Annotated in this window: 13 protein-coding genes; 7 read left to right on the top strand and 6 right to left on the bottom strand. The window is 62.6% G+C overall.

The genetic code is table 11. The features are described 5' to 3' along the window. Window positions 1-119 precede the first annotated feature (119 nt). The 4 genes from dnaN to gyrB all read left to right on the top strand — a co-directional run bounded on the left by dnaN (window position 120) and on the right by gyrB (window position 5,507). Window positions 120-1,238, top strand: coding sequence for a DNA polymerase III subunit beta (dnaN, locus tag BUC08_RS13065; RefSeq protein WP_037922773.1), 1,119 nt, complete (start codon window positions 120-122; stop codon window positions 1,236-1,238). 52 nt (window positions 1,239-1,290) lie between these two features. After that, a complete protein-coding gene (gene recF, locus BUC08_RS13060; protein WP_037922772.1) occupies window positions 1,291-2,394 on the top strand; it encodes a DNA replication/repair protein RecF in 1,104 nt (367 codons plus the stop codon). Next, window positions 2,391-3,011 carry a LysE family translocator gene (locus tag BUC08_RS13055; protein ID WP_037922770.1) on the top strand — a complete coding sequence of 207 codons (621 nt, stop codon included), beginning with the start codon at window positions 2,391-2,393 and terminating at the stop codon, window positions 3,009-3,011. The genes recF and BUC08_RS13055 overlap by 4 nt, the downstream gene beginning before the upstream one ends. 78 nt (window positions 3,012-3,089) lie before the next feature. Beyond that, window positions 3,090-5,507 (top strand): DNA topoisomerase (ATP-hydrolyzing) subunit B, encoded by a 2,418-nt coding sequence (gyrB, locus tag BUC08_RS13050; RefSeq protein ID WP_037922768.1) that lies wholly within the window; start codon window positions 3,090-3,092, stop codon window positions 5,505-5,507. Window positions 5,508-5,533: 26 nt separating this feature from the next. Here gyrB and mprF read toward each other — a convergent pair whose 3' ends face one another. Next, window positions 5,534-8,143: a bifunctional lysylphosphatidylglycerol flippase/synthetase MprF gene (gene mprF / locus BUC08_RS13045; RefSeq protein WP_051693984.1), complete on the bottom strand. Its 2,610-nt coding sequence runs from the start codon at window positions 8,141-8,143 to the stop codon at window positions 5,534-5,536. A gap of 220 nt (window positions 8,144-8,363) precedes the next feature. Between mprF and BUC08_RS13040 the strand changes: the two genes are divergently transcribed. Continuing rightward, on the top strand, window positions 8,364-8,705 hold the full coding sequence (locus BUC08_RS13040; protein ID WP_037922765.1) for a DUF2853 family protein: 342 nt from the start codon (window positions 8,364-8,366) through the stop codon (window positions 8,703-8,705). 53 nt (window positions 8,706-8,758) lie between these two features. Here BUC08_RS13040 and BUC08_RS13035 read toward each other — a convergent pair whose 3' ends face one another. The 5 genes from BUC08_RS13035 to tsaD all read right to left on the bottom strand — a co-directional run bounded on the left by BUC08_RS13035 (window position 8,759) and on the right by tsaD (window position 11,943). Then, on the bottom strand, window positions 8,759-9,157 hold the full coding sequence (locus tag BUC08_RS13035) for a DUF1761 domain-containing protein (protein WP_037922762.1): 399 nt from the start codon (window positions 9,155-9,157) through the stop codon (window positions 8,759-8,761). A gap of 63 nt (window positions 9,158-9,220) precedes the next feature. After that, window positions 9,221-9,640 (bottom strand): EVE domain-containing protein, encoded by a 420-nt coding sequence (locus BUC08_RS13030; protein WP_037922759.1) that lies wholly within the window; start codon window positions 9,638-9,640, stop codon window positions 9,221-9,223. Next, window positions 9,640-9,912 carry a YciI family protein gene (locus BUC08_RS13025; protein WP_028955542.1) on the bottom strand — a complete coding sequence of 91 codons (273 nt, stop codon included), beginning with the start codon at window positions 9,910-9,912 and terminating at the stop codon, window positions 9,640-9,642. Before BUC08_RS13025 ends, BUC08_RS13030 begins: the two co-directional genes overlap by 1 nt. Before the next feature lies 1 nt (window position 9,913). Then, the gene (locus BUC08_RS13020; RefSeq protein WP_037922756.1) at window positions 9,914-10,876 is read right to left on the bottom strand and encodes an NAD(P)H-dependent glycerol-3-phosphate dehydrogenase; all 963 of its coding nucleotides are present in this window, start codon (window positions 10,874-10,876) and stop codon (window positions 9,914-9,916) included. Continuing rightward, window positions 10,873-11,943, bottom strand: a complete 1,071-nt coding sequence (gene tsaD / locus BUC08_RS13015; protein ID WP_037922752.1) for a tRNA (adenosine(37)-N6)-threonylcarbamoyltransferase complex transferase subunit TsaD — start codon at window positions 11,941-11,943, stop codon at window positions 10,873-10,875. Before tsaD ends, BUC08_RS13020 begins: the two co-directional genes overlap by 4 nt. 72 nt (window positions 11,944-12,015) lie before the next feature. Here tsaD and BUC08_RS13010 point away from each other — a divergent pair, with 72 nt between their 5' ends. Together BUC08_RS13010 and BUC08_RS13005 are read left to right on the top strand one after the other, a co-directional pair. Next, window positions 12,016-12,720 carry a uroporphyrinogen-III synthase gene (locus BUC08_RS13010; protein WP_037922749.1) on the top strand — a complete coding sequence of 235 codons (705 nt, stop codon included), beginning with the start codon at window positions 12,016-12,018 and terminating at the stop codon, window positions 12,718-12,720. A 71-nt stretch (window positions 12,721-12,791) separates the two neighbouring features. Beyond that, entirely contained in the window at window positions 12,792-14,069 is a 1,278-nt protein-coding gene (locus BUC08_RS13005; RefSeq protein WP_051693982.1) for a COG4223 family protein, read from the top strand. The last annotated feature ends 6 nt before the right edge of the window (window positions 14,070-14,075 follow it).

Raw genomic sequence — 14,075 nt, 5'->3', positions numbered from 1 at the left:
GCAATCGGCCTGCCACGCTTGACCCTTCTTTCAATCCAGCCGACAACAAACAAAAAGGTTGAGAATACGCCGGTATAGGGTAGTTTGCCCGTCCCGGTGGTCCGATTGGAGAGGGACAGATGAAAATCAGTATTGAACGGGCCGCGTTGCTCAAAGCCGTGAGCCAGGCCCAGTCCGTGGTCGAACGCCGCAACACCATTCCGATCCTCGCCAACGTGCTGATCGAGGCCGAAGGGTCCGACGTCATGTTCCGCGCCACCGATCTGGACATCGAGGTTGTGGACAAGGCCCCCGCACAGGTCGAGCGCGCAGGCGCGACCACCGTGTCGGCCACCACGCTGCATGAAATCGTGCGCAAACTGCCCGACGGCGCGCTGGTCACCCTGACCGCCGACGCCGCAGCGGGCCGCCTGACGGTCGAAGCGGGCCGGTCGAACTTTTCGCTGGCGACCCTGCCCAAGGAAGATTTCCCGGTCATGGCCTCCTCTGAGTATGCGTCGAATTTCTCGATTGACGCGGTCAAGCTGCGCCGCTTGTTCGACAAATCGAAATTCGCCATCTCGACCGAAGAGACCCGGTATTACCTGAACGGCGTTTACATGCACGTATCGACCGGCGAAGACGGCAAGGTGCTGCGCTGTGTGGCCACGGATGGTCACCGTCTGGCGCGGATCGACACCGACCTGCCCGCAGGGGCCGACGAGATGCCCGGCGTGATCGTGCCCCGCAAAACCGTGGGCGAGCTGCGCAAGCTGCTGGACGATGATGATATGAAGATTGCCGTCTCCGTATCGGAAACCAAGGTGCGCTTTGCAACGCCGGACATTACCCTGACATCCAAGGTGATCGACGGCACCTTCCCCGACTACACCCGCGTCATTCCGCAGGGCAACACCCGCAAGCTGGAAGTGGACGCCAGCGACTTTGCCCGCGCCGTGGACCGTGTGGCGACCGTGTCGTCCGAGCGTTCGCGCGCGGTCAAGCTGCAACTGGACGAAGACCGGCTGATCCTGTCGGTCAACGCGCCCGACAGCGGTGCCGCCGAGGAAGAACTGGCCGTGTCGTACAATGACGAACGGCTGGAGATTGGGTTCAATGCCAAGTACCTGCTGGAGATTGCCAGCCAGGTGGATCGCGAAAACGCCGTGTTCATGTTCAATTCGTCGGGCGACCCGACCTTGATGCGTGAAGGCAATGACATGTCGGCGGTCTACGTCGTCATGCCGATGCGCGTTTAAGAGTTTTCTTGCCTCCGGCGGGGATATTTAAGGCCAAAAGAAAGGGACAGTTGTGAAGCTGTCCCTTTCTGCATTGACGATTTCGCATTTCAGATCGCACCGGATGGCGCGGATCGCTGTCGATCCGCGCCCCGTGGCGTTGTTTGGCCCCAATGGCGCGGGCAAGACCAACATTCTGGAAGCGGTGTCGCTGTTTTCGCCCGGACGCGGTTTGCGCCGGTCCAGCGCCGAGGACATGACCCGCAGGCCCGAGGCGCTGGGGTGGAAGATCAGCGGCGTGCTGACATCGCTGCGGCAGGTGCACGAGATTGACATCGTCTCCGAGGCCGGCGGCGCGCGGCAGGTGCGTATCGACGGCAAGGCGGCAGCACAGGTGGCATTGGGTCGGGTCGCACGGGTGCTGTGGCTGATCCCCGCGATGGACCGGCTGTGGATCGAGGGCGCGGAAGGGCGGCGGCGGTTTCTGGACCGGATGACGCTAAGCTTTGAACCCGGCCATGCGGACCTGTCGCTGGCCTATGAAAAGGCGATGCGCGAACGCAACCGGCTGCTGAAGGACATGGTGCGCGATCCGGCGTGGTACGGCGCGCTTGAGGCACAGATGGCGCAGGCGGGGGCCGGACTCCATGCCAACCGGCTGGCCACACTGGCCGAACTGCACAGCGCCCAGAAGGATGCGCAGACGGCCTTTCCCACGGCGGATCTGGAGTTGATCCATGCGGATGCGCCCTTGCCCGCCTCCGAGGATGATCTGCGCACCGCGCTGGCCGAAGGGCGCAAACGCGATCTGGCGGCGGGGCGCACGCTGATCGGGCCGCACCGCGCCGATCTGATCGGCACCTATGCGGCCAAGGATGTGCCTGCCCGCGATTGCTCGACCGGCGAGCAAAAGGCGCTGCTGGTGTCGCTGATCCTTGCCAACGCCCGTGCACTGGCCCAAAGCTTTGGCGCGCCGCCGCTGTTGCTGCTGGACGAGGTTGCCGCCCATCTGGACGCTGACCGGCGCGCCGCCCTGTACGACGAGATTGTGGCTCTGGGCGCACAGGCGTGGATGACAGGCACCGACCGCAACCTGTTCGAAGCATTGGGCGCGCGGGCGCAATATCTGAAGGTGACCGAGGCGAATGGCGCCTCGAAGGTAGAGGCCGTGACATGACGCTGAGCTGGGCCGATCTGATGCTGTACTGCGGCGCGCTGCTGATCCTGTTCCTGACGCCGGGACCGGTGTGGCTGGCGCTGATGGCGCGCGGACTGTCAGGCGGGTTTCGCGCCGCGTGGCCGCTGGCCCTGGGGGTGGCAATTGGCGACATCGTGTGGCCGCTGGTCGCGATCCTTGGCATTTCGTGGATCCTGTCGGTGTTCGACACCTTCATGCTGGTGCTGCGCTGGGTGGCCTGCGGGGTTTTCGTCGTGATGGGCGCGATGCTGATCCGCCACGCAGGGGCCGCCATCAGCGCCGACAGCCGCCTGACCCGCCCCGGCATGATGGCGGGATTTCTGGCCGGAATCCTTGCCATTCTGGGAAACCCAAAGGCGGTTTTGTTCTATATGGGCGTACTGCCCGGCTTTTTCGATCTGCGCACGGTGACGTGGATCGACGTGGCGCTGATCATCGGCGCGTCGGTTCTGATCCCGCTGCTGGGCAACCTGACGATGGCCGCATTTGTGGGACGTGTGCGCAGCTTTGTCACCACGTCGGGGGCGCTGCGGCGGATCAATATCGGGGCTGGTGTGCTGCTGATTCTCGTGGGCCTTGTACTCCCCTTTGTGTGACCCAGAAACTTGTCTCGATCGCGTGACATCCCCCTGTAAAAACCCTATAAAATAACAAAAAATATAGGGTGAATAGGCATGTCCGAAAACGAGCAAGCGCCACAAGAGTATGGCGCGGATTCCATCAAGGTTCTCAAGGGCTTGGATGCTGTCCGCAAACGGCCGGGCATGTACATCGGTGACACCGACGACGGGTCGGGTCTGCACCACATGGTCTACGAGGTCGTGGACAACGGCATTGACGAGGCGCTGGCCGGTCATGCTGACGCCGTCACCGTCACGATCCACGAGGATTCCTCGGTTTCGGTCAGCGACAACGGGCGCGGCATTCCGGTTGGCATCCACGAAGAAGAAGGCGTGTCCGCCGCCGAGGTCATCATGACCCAACTGCACGCGGGCGGCAAATTCGACAGCAACAGCTACAAGGTGTCGGGCGGTTTGCACGGCGTGGGCGTTTCGGTTGTGAACGCGCTGAGCGATTGGCTGGAACTGCGCATCTGGCGCGAGGGCAAAGAGCACATCGCGCGGTTCGAACGCGGCGACACGGTCAAGCATCTTGAGGTTGTCGGCCCCTCGAACGGCAAGACCGGGACCGAGGTCCGCTTTTTGGCGTCGACGACCACCTTTTCGAACCTCGAATACCATTTCGACACGTTGGAAAAACGGTTGCGCGAACTGGCCTTCCTGAACTCGGGCGTGCGGATCATCCTGACGGACGAGCGTCCGGCCGAACCTCTGCGGTCCGAGCTGTTTTACGAAGGCGGCGTCAAGGAATTCGTGAAATATCTCGACCGTTCGAAATCCTCGATCATGTCCGAACCGATCTTTATCAGTGGCGAGCGTGACGAAATCGGTGTCGAAGTGGCGATGTGGTGGAACGACAGCTATCACGAAAACGTCCTGCCCTTTACCAACAACATCCCCCAGCGTGATGGCGGCACCCACATGGCGGGCTTTCGCGGCGCGCTGACGCGGACCATTAACAACTATGCGCAGTCCAGCGGGATTGCGAAAAAGGAAAAGGTGTCGTTCACTGGCGACGATGCGCGCGAGGGTCTGACCTGTGTGCTGTCGGTCAAAGTGCCCGATCCGAAATTCTCGTCCCAGACCAAGGACAAGCTGGTCAGCTCGGAAGTGCGCCCCGCTGTCGAAGGGTTGGTGAACGAAAAACTGGCCGAATGGTTCGAAGAAAACCCGCTGCAAGCCAAGATCATCGTCGGCAAGATCATCGAAGCCGCCGTCGCCCGCGAGGCCGCCCGCAAGGCGCGTGACCTGACCCGGCGCAAGACGGCGATGGACGTGAACTTCCTTGCCGGCAAGCTCAAGGATTGCTCGGAGAAAGACCCCTCCAAAACCGAAGTCTTCCTTGTCGAGGGTGACAGCGCCGGTGGCTCGGCCCAGACGGGCCGTGACCGGCAGACCCAGGCGATCCTGCCCCTTAAGGGCAAGATCCTGAACGTGGAACGCGCACGGTTCGACCGGATGCTGGGCAGTCAGGAAATTGGCAACCTGGTGATGGCACTGGGCACCGGCATTGGCCGGGACGAGTTCAACATCGACAAGCTGCGCTACCACAAGATCGTCATCATGACCGATGCGGACGTGGACGGGGCGCACATTCGTACCTTGCTGCTGACGTTCTTCTATCGTCAGATGCCCGAGCTGATCGAACGCGGATACCTCTATATCGCGCAGCCGCCGCTGTACAAAGTGTCGCGCGGCAAGTCCGAGGTGTACCTGAAAGATCAGGCCGCCATGGAAGATTACCTGATCAATCAGGGCATCGACGGCGCCATGCTGCGCCAAGGCAACGGCGAGGAAATCAGCGGCGCCGATCTGGCCCGTGTGGTGGACCATGCCCGCCAGTTGCGCCGGGTTCTGGAAGCGTTTCCAACGCATTACCCCCGGCACATTCTGGAACAGGCGGCGATTGCCGGTGCATTTTCCGAAGGCGCGGTTGAACGCGACCTGCAAGGCGTGGCCGACAAGGTAGCCGAACGTCTGAACCTGATTGCGCTAGAATACGAAAAAGGCTGGAGCGGTCGCATCACGCAGGACCACGGCGTGCGACTGGCCCGCATCCTGCGCGGCGTCGAAGAGGTGCGCACGCTGGACGGTCGCATCCTTCGCGGCGGCGAGGCCCGCAAGACCGGCACGTTCACACAGCATTTGCAGGACGTGTACAACATGCCCGCAAAACTGGTGCGCAAGGACCGCAACCAGATGATCTACGGTCCCATGGACCTGCTGGATGCCATTCTGGCCGAAGGCGAAAAAGGTCTGTCGCTGCAACGCTACAAGGGTCTGGGCGAAATGAACCCCGACCAGCTGTGGGAAACCACGCTGGACCCCGACGCCCGGACTTTGCTGCAAGTGCGCGTCGAAGACATGGCCGAGGCCGACGACCTGTTCACCAAACTGATGGGCGACGTGGTCGAACCGCGCCGCGAGTTCATCCAGCAGAACGCGCTGAACGTGGAAAATCTGGATTTCTGATCAATCAGTAGGGGCCGATTTGGCCCCTACTTCCCCACGATCCCGCGCGCCGAGCCTGCGATCAAGCGGGCGGCGTCGGTCAGCGGGCCGACGGGCGGCAGGGCCGAGCGGCAGCAGAAGTAGCGTGGGTGCCAGACCGGGTCGAACTTGGATTTGAACCGGCGCAAACCTTCAAAGCTGTAGAACCGGTCGCCGTGACTGTAGACCAGGCTGCCGAACCGTGCCCACAGGGTTGCGCCCCGCCGCCCTGACAGTCCGGCAAAGGGCACCATGCCAAGGCTGAAGCTTTCGCGGCCTTCGGCCTTCAGTTGCAGCATCAGCTCGGTGAACAGAAACTCCATGGTGCCGGCAGGGACATCGGCATGGTGGCGCATCATATCGACGGCGCTGCTGCGGGTGGCTTCCATCAGGTTGGCAAAGGCGCAGATTTCGCCGTTCAGCCGCACCAGCGCGATGCGGGTGCGGTTCAGCCATGCGGGATCGAACCGGCCAACCGAGAACCGCTTTTCCCGTGCGGCGTGTTGGGCCAACCAATCGTCGGAAATGTCTTGCAGCGTGTCGATCAGTTCGGGCGCATGCGGGGGCGAGAGCAACTCGACGCTCAGTCCGTCGCGTTGGGCGCGGTTCCAGCTGGCGCGCAGTTTCTTGCGCTCGGGCCCTTCCAGCGAAAACCCGGCAAGCGGCACAATCGCCTCTTCACCCATCTTGTGCAGTGTCAGGCCCATGTCGATGGCTTGTTCGGTGAAGGCCGCAGATGTTTCGTAGAACACAGGCCGTGCACCGGCGGCGCGGGCGGCATCGTGAAAGGCCCAGGACAGGTCCTCGACATCCTCACCGTCCCCGACCGGCGCGCCCATGACAATCCACGATCCGCCCTTGATCCCGTAGGACAGCACCGATTGCTGCGCGGGGCCAAACATCAACATCTTGTCCCCGGTCAGCGCAATCGCATCCGATCCCTGCCCGTGCGCGTTAATGATCGCCTGCGCAGTCTTGAATGCGGCATCATCGGGCAGCGGTGCCTTGACCCGCGCGACGCGGAAACCGGAATACAGCAAGGCGGCGCTCAGGATCACGCCAGCGGTCAGCGCAGCCCGCCACGCCGCCACCGCGGGTCCATCCCCCGCCACCTGCCACCACATCAGATCACGCGCGGCGCCGTCTGTGTGGACAAGATACCACAGCAAACCCAGAGAGATCAGCGTTGACAGGGTGAACACGATCCAGCGGGCGGACAGAACGCCTTGGGTCAGCCGGGCGCGGCGGTAGAACTCGCGCCGGCAGGGCCACAGGATCAGCGTCATCGCCAACAAGATCGCAGCCCGTTCCAGATCCTGGGTCTTGAACGCGGCCACACCGATCCCGACCACCAATGCCGCCAGAACCGACCAATAGGCCTGCCGCGAGCGACGGAACACCGACACGGACAGCACCGCCAATAGCGAGCCGATGATCGACGACACCAGCGGGCCGCCCTCGATCATGGTCAGTGGCAGAAAAGTCTCGATCTCTTCGGCGCGCCCTGCGGGAATGGGGATCAACCCGGCAAACATCATGAACAGACCCGATCCCAGCACCAGCACCCCCGTGGCCATGGGAATCAGCGACCGGCCCGCCGATACCATGGGCGCAAGGCCCGGAACGGTCGGCAAACGCGCGCCTGCGGCACTCCAGACCTCGGTCAGGGACAGCAGCAACAGCGCCAGCACAAAGGGCAGCAGGAAATAGATCAGCCGGAACAGCAACAGCGCCGTCACCGCATCGTTCACCGGAACCGAGGCCGGCAACGCCGCGATCACCACGCTTTCGAACACGCCGATACCACCCGGCACGTGGCTGGCCACGCCAACCATCATTGCCACCGCAAAGACCGCCAGCATGTTGGCAAAGGGCAGCGCGCCGGTGGGCAGCAACAGGTGAAGAACCAGCGCTGCCATCACCATGTCGGCTCCGGTGATCAGCAGTTGGCGCAGCAGATCCCTGCCGCGTGGGGCCGACATCCTGAACTTGCCCCAGGCAATCGTGCCGCCCCGCTGCGACACCGCAGCCAGCGCGATCACGGCCACCAAAAGAACCGCAATCGCGATCAGGCGCAGCGTCTCGGGTGCGATGTTCACAAGCACCTGCAAGGCGGCGGGATGTATCGCCACCGCGCCCAGACCGATCAGGGTCGATCCGATGCCAAAGGACATCGCCGCAAAGGTGGAAATCGCTGCAACATCATAGGCATCCAGACCCAGCGCCGAATAGATGCGATAGCGCACGGCCCCGCCGGACACCACGCTCAGCCCGATGGTGTTGCCCAGCGCATAGCCCAGAAATCCACCCAGCGCGATCGAACTGGCCGGGGCGGTCTTGCCGATATACCGCAGCGCCGACCAGTCATAGCCGATCAGCGCAATATAACCCGCCGCCGTCGCGGCCAGCGCACCGGCGATCAGGTGCGGTGGCGTGGCCTGCAACTGCGCCAGCACCACCCGCATGTCCAGCGGCGCCAGCAGATGATACAGCGCATAGACCCCCGCAATGAACAGCAACCCCGTCAGGATCAACGGCCCGTGCTGGCGCAACAGCGCGTGCAGACGGTTACCGTTGTCCGGTTCCACTGTCGTGGGTCCATCGGCGTGCTGGGTCATGGTCTGATCTGCTTTCCTGATACGGTGTCCGTGCCCCGTCTATAACCACCCGAGCATTCCAGTGCAGGTGTTATCTTAGTCGTCTGCTGTCAAAGACATGCGACGCGCAGAACCCTGGGGGGAACTTTGATAAAATTTTTCCTTTGTGGCAGCCCCGATTGTCCTTAGTCTTTGCCGCAAGGCCAAGATTTATGGCCAAGTCCAAGCTGGGAGACTTTTGATGGGCAAACGTGACGACCTGATTGCGCAATATGCGGATGATCTGAAAAACAAATGCGGCATGACGCCGGATATGGACCTTTTGACCAAGGTGACCATTGGTTGCGGCCCCGCCATCTATAATGCCGATGCCTCGACCGTGGCCGCTTCGCAGCCGTCCGAGCTGGAAACCGTCAAGGAAAACTTCCTGATCAAAAAGCTGGGTCTGCCCGATGGCCCGCAGTTGATGGAGGCGATCAACAGCGTGATCGAAACCTATGGTAAATCCGAGCGCAACAAATACCGCGCCGTGGTCTATTACATGCTGACCAAGCATTTTGGCAAAGACAGCGTTTACGGCTGAATTCACCTTGTCAGAGACTGTTTCAGGCCCGCGTCGCGCGGGCCTTTTTCATGTCAGGCAAACAGGGTCAGCACCCCGCCGATGATCGCGCAGCCAAAGGTGGCATAGCCGCCGTCGATCAACGTCAGCTTGAACGGTCGACCCGGATAGGCGTTGTTGATCATGATCCACGGGCTGATGAAAAACAGGCCCACGCCCAGGCCGGACACCAATCCCTTGTCCAGCGTATCGATCCCTGACAGGGCAAAGATGTGGCGCATCATGCCTGCCACCACGATCATGGCGATGGCGGACAGGATAAACGGAAGCGCCGAGCCATTGCCCTGCGGCTTGCCATCCGGTCCCATCGCGACGCCGGCGGCGGCCATCCACGGTTTTGACAGCGCCATGTACCACACCGCGCCAAAAATCCACGCCGCAGCACCGGCGGCAATCACGGAAAGAACACCCATTTCACGCTCCCTGAGTATCTGGCCCTGAGTTTCTGCCCGAAAGTGTAGCAGAAAATCACGAAATCAGGGATCAATTCCGCCAAGCGCGCAGACAATCTGCCATTCGCCTTCGGTCACAGGCTGCACCGACAAGCGCGAATTGCGCACCAGTATCATGTCGTCCAGACGGCCATCGGCCTTGATCATGTCCAGCGTTACGGGTGTTTTCACCGATTTGACCGCCTTGATGTCCACACATTCCCACCGGTCGTCGTCGGTGCTGCTGTCGGGGTGCGCTTCGGCGATCACCTCGACCACGCCGACCACGGCCTTTTCCGTCTGCGAATGGTAAAAGAACCCGAGATCGCCCAGTTTCATCTCGCGCATGAAATTACGCGCCTGATAGTTGCGCACGCCATCCCATTCCTCGCCCGCATCGCCCTTGGCCTGCTGGTCGTCCCAGCTCCAGGTGGACGGCTCTGATTTGAACAGCCAGTATGCCATCAGCCGATGACCTTTTTCCATTCGATCAGCTTTACGTCGGCAAACAGACCAGCCAGCGCATAGGGGTCGTTGTCCGCCCACATCTGCGCATCGGCCATGCTGTCCACCGACAGGATCACCAGCGAACCGGCCATCTCGCCGTTGCCGTCCAACAGCGGGCCGGCTTGGGCAACCACACCGGTTTTTTCGATATAGGCCAAATGGTTGTCCCGATTGGCCTTGCGCACGTCCAGCGCGCCGTCCTTGTCGGTGGCAATCAAAGCGATCAGCATGTCATTCTTCCTTCAGTGGGCGCGACAACAGGGCCGCCATGGATGTGGGAACGTCCGCCGCACCATCCAGCAGGCGTGCAACGGTCTGTGTGATAGGCATATCAACGCCGCTGGTCTGCGTCATCTGCACAATCGCGCGGGCCGTGGCGGCACCCTCGACTGTGGTGGTCGGGTCAAAACTGTCACCCGCCCCCAGCGACAGGCCCAGCCGGTAGTTGCGCGATTGCTCTGACGTACAGGTCAGCACCAGGTCGCCGAAACCGGACAGACCGGCCAGCGTGGCGGTTTCGGCACCCATGTGTTGCGCAAGACGGGTCATCTCGGAAAACCCCCGCGTCATCAGCGCGGCCCGCGCACTTTGCCCCAGCCCCGCACCGATGGCGACGCCACAGGCGATGGCGATGACGTTCTTCAACGCCCCGCCCAACTCGGCACCTTGGGTGTCGGTGGTGCGATAAAGACGCAGGTTTGGCGTTGTTAGAGCCTGTTGCAACCGCTTTCCCGCGTCCTCGTCCGCACAGGCCAAGGTCAGCGCCGTCGGAAGGCCACGCGCAATGTCGGCGGCAAAGCTGGGACCGGTCAGGATCGCGGCCGTCGCCTGCGGGGCGGCGTCGCGGATCACGCTGACGGGGCCGCGTCCGGTCGCGACTTCGAATCCCTTGCAGCAGGCCACAAGGTTGGCGGTGCTGTCCGGCGCAATGTGGTCCGCCAGAAACCCCGCCAACTGCTGCATCGGGACCGCAAGCAGGATCACGTCGGTGGCCAATGCCTGCGCAATATCGCTTGTTAGAGACAGGTTTTCAGGGAACTGAACACCCGGCAACCGCAACCCGTTGGCGCGACTGGCCTGCATGTCTGCCACGTGCTCAGCATTGCGGGCCCACAGGGTCACCTTTCCTTTTTGCGCCAGTGAGATGGCCAAAGCAGTGCCAAATGCCCCTGCCCCCAGAACCGAAACATTCATGCCTTGGCCCCCTTTTTACCGCTGCCCAACATCGACTGGCTGGTGGTGTCCAGCGGCATTCTGGGCCGCGCCGACAGGTCCATGCCGTCGGGTGCGCGGTTTTGCATCTGTTCGATGGCGGCATAGGCGATCATCGCCGCATTGTCGGTGCACAGTGCCAAAGGCGGTGCCACGAACGGGATGTCATTGTCATCCGAAACAGTCTCTAACGCGGCGCGAATGGTCTGGTTCGCGGCCACACCACCAGCCACGCACAGCGCCGTCACCGTACCGCTGGCAACCAGGGCACGTCGGCATTTCTCTTGCAACACATCTGCCACGGCCGCCTGAAAACCTGCGGACAGGTCGGCCTGATCCTGCTCGGTCAGCCCACCCTTTTCCGCGATCACCTTGTCACGGGTGCGCAGCGTCGCGGTTTTCAGCCCCGAGAACGACATATCGCAACCGTCACGGTCCAACAACGGACGCGGCAGGGCAAACCGTTGCGCGACACCCCGCTTGGCAGCCGCTTCGATCGACGGGCCACCGGGCTGTGGCAGGCCGATCAGGCGGGCGACCTTGTCAAACGCCTCGCCGGGGGCATCGTCGATGGTGCCGCCCAGACGGCGAAAGTCATCCGGTCCCGAGACCAGCAGAAACTGGCAATGCCCGCCAGACACCAGCAGCATAAGGTAAGGATAGCCCACCGCATCTGTCAGGCGCGGCGTCAGCGCGTGGCCCGCAAGGTGGTTCACCCCAAAAAGCGGCACATCCAGCGCCGCCGCCAGCCCCTTGGCCAGCATCACGCCCGACACCACACCGCCGATCAGCCCCGGCCCCGCGGTTACGGCAATTGCGTCAATATCGCCTGTGTTAGAGCCTGCTTCGTCCAGGGCCTGCCGCACCACGCCATCCAGCTTTTCCGCATGGGCGCGCGCCGCGATCTCGGGCACCACGCCGCCGAAATTCGCGTGCAGGCTGGTCTGCCCCAGCACCACCGACGACAGCACCTGCCGCCCCCGCAACACAGCCGCCGCCGTGTCGTCGCAGCTGCTTTCGATGCCCAGCACCGTCAGATCGTTGTTCATGATGCGTGTCCGTTGCGCATTGTTCCGCTCCGAGGTAACACCTGAACATCCTTCAAACAACCAGAGCACAGCATGTCACGGCACCGGATCACGCTTTTGATGACCCGCCCCGAGGCCGGATCACGCGCCTTTGTCGCCGCCCTGCCCGATGCGGTCACGCAAAGCTGCGATGTTCTGATTTCTCCACTGATCGACATTCAACCGGTGTCGGCGGATGTGCCCGACTTCGACGCAGCGATCTTTACCTCGGCCCACGGCGTCGCACATGGTCCGCAGGCACTGGGGCGGCCGGCCTTTTGTCTGGGCGACGCCACGACCCGGGCCGCTGGTCTGGCTGGCTGGCAGGCGCGGCAGGTGGGTCAGGATGCCGAAACGCTGGTCACCGCGCTGACAGCGCTACAGCCTGCGGGACGCATCCTACATTTTTCGGGCATCCACACCCGGGGCGATGTGGCGGACCGTTTGCAGGCCGCCGGGCTGGCCGTCGACAGTGTCGCGGTATATGATCAGGTGCTGTTGCCGCTTTCTGACGCTGCGCAAAACAGGCTAAAAGAGACAGGTCCTGTCATTGTGCCTCTTTTTTCTCCACGCAGCGCGCTACATTTCAGTGAGGGGGCGCATTGCACGGCGCCGCTGTATCTGGGTGCCATCAGCGCCGCTGCCGCCGCAAACTGTGCCCATGTCGATCATGTGGCCCTGCAAATAGCAGGGAACCCTGACAGGGGTGCGATGATTGAGGTAGTGCGAAAACTGCTGATGCAGGCGCTATCGGCTTGAAGCGTCGCAAGGCTGGCGGCTAAGTTTAGACGGACGTGCCTTTGTACGTTCGAGAATCGGAAGGTAATATCGTGGCGAAATCCAAGTCTCCTAAACCCGGCGGTCCAACGGAAGAGGAAGATAAAAACGCTGTCGATGGAACGCCCGAGGATCAGAGCGCGGAACCAGTCACAGAGCCAACTGACGCATCGGCGGATGAAGTTGTCCTGCCCGAACCCGCAAAAAAATCCGACGCCCCGATTGCCGACACGCCCCAGCCCGATGTGACCGAGGACGAGTCCGAGGATTCATCCATCGTTGACAGCAGCGCGACAGAAACACCCTTGGCCGATGCCGACACGCCCGATCAGGAACCTGCGGCGCAAGATCCCGCAGCCCCCGAAAGCGACAGTTTTGTCCCCGCTGTACAGCCCCGGCAAAACAACAGCCCCTTCTGGCCACTGGTTCTGGGTGGCGTTGTTGCCGCCTGCCTTGGATTTGTCGCGGGCAAGTCGCAGATCATCGACCCGATCCTGCCGCAAAGCTGGCGCAGCGCCGGGGAAAGCGCCGAGACCACGGCCAGCCTTGAAGCAATCGACCAGACCGTCAGCCAGTTGCGCGGCGAGATTGACACGCTGCGCGGGCAGATCCCTGACGCGCCTGCGGACAACAGTGACACGCTGAGCACGCTCAACGCCTCGGTCGAAGAGCTGGTGGCGCGGATCGACGCCCTGGAACAACGGCCCCAGGCTGCGCCCGATGCGACCGGTTCTGCAGATGTAAGCGCGCTGACCGATCAGATGGCAGCCCAGCAGGAACAGATCGACAAGTTGCTGAAAGATGCACAGCTGATGCAGGAAACCGCCACGACGGCAGCGGGCAACACGCTGGCCCGCGCCGCGGCCACGCGTGTTCTGGCGGCCGTGGACAGCGGCGCGCCTTTTGCCACGGCGCTGGCCGATGTGGGGGCAAACAGCGACATTGAAATTCCCGACGCCCTGCAAAGGGTCGCGGATGACGGGGTCACGCCCCTGTCTGACCTGCAACAGGCCTTGCCCGATGCCGCCCGTGCGGCGCTGGCTGCGGCGCGGACCAACGCCACGGATGCCGACGGCGGCTTTGGCGGTTTTCTGAAACGGCAGTTGGGCGCGCGGTCTGTGCAACCCCGCGAAGGGAACGACCCCGACGCGATCCTGTCGCGCGTCGAGGCAGCAACACGTCAGGGCCGCCTTGCCGATGCGCTGGCCGAAGCCGACACCTTGCCCGAACCGGCCAAGGCCGAATTGCAATCCTGGATGGACGCCGCACAGGCGCGTCTTGAGGCTATGAATGCCGCCGAAGCGCTGATCCAGCGTTTGGCCGCGAACTGAGGGGAC

Source organism: Pseudosulfitobacter pseudonitzschiae, assembly GCF_900129395.1.
Lineage (GTDB): Bacteria > Pseudomonadota > Alphaproteobacteria > Rhodobacterales > Rhodobacteraceae > Pseudosulfitobacter > Pseudosulfitobacter pseudonitzschiae.
This window is presented reverse-complemented; position numbering and strand designations above follow the sequence as displayed.

Bases quoted from the DNA above. Each gene is read 5' to 3' on its own strand.
- BUC08_RS13020 (WP_037922756.1), bottom strand. From the start codon at position 10,876: ATGAATGTTTCGGTTCTGGGGGCAGGGGCATTTGGCACTGCTTTGGCC.
- BUC08_RS13035 (WP_037922762.1), bottom strand. From the start codon at position 9,157: ATGGGTGTTCTTTCCGTGATTGCCGCCGGTGCTGCGGCGTGGATTTTT.
- mprF (WP_051693984.1), bottom strand. From the start codon at position 8,143: ATGACCCAGCACGCCGATGGACCCACGACAGTGGAACCGGACAACGGT.
- gyrB (WP_037922768.1), top strand. From the start codon at position 3,090: ATGTCCGAAAACGAGCAAGCGCCACAAGAGTATGGCGCGGATTCCATC.
- BUC08_RS13010 (WP_037922749.1), top strand. From the start codon at position 12,016: ATGTCACGGCACCGGATCACGCTTTTGATGACCCGCCCCGAGGCCGGA.
- dnaN (WP_037922773.1), top strand. From the start codon at position 120: ATGAAAATCAGTATTGAACGGGCCGCGTTGCTCAAAGCCGTGAGCCAG.
- BUC08_RS13025 (WP_028955542.1), bottom strand. From the start codon at position 9,912: ATGCTGATCGCTTTGATTGCCACCGACAAGGACGGCGCGCTGGACGTG.
- tsaD (WP_037922752.1), bottom strand. From the start codon at position 11,943: ATGAACAACGATCTGACGGTGCTGGGCATCGAAAGCAGCTGCGACGAC.
- BUC08_RS13055 (WP_037922770.1), top strand. From the start codon at position 2,391: ATGACGCTGAGCTGGGCCGATCTGATGCTGTACTGCGGCGCGCTGCTG.
- BUC08_RS13030 (WP_037922759.1), bottom strand. From the start codon at position 9,640: ATGGCATACTGGCTGTTCAAATCAGAGCCGTCCACCTGGAGCTGGGAC.
- BUC08_RS13040 (WP_037922765.1), top strand. From the start codon at position 8,364: ATGGGCAAACGTGACGACCTGATTGCGCAATATGCGGATGATCTGAAA.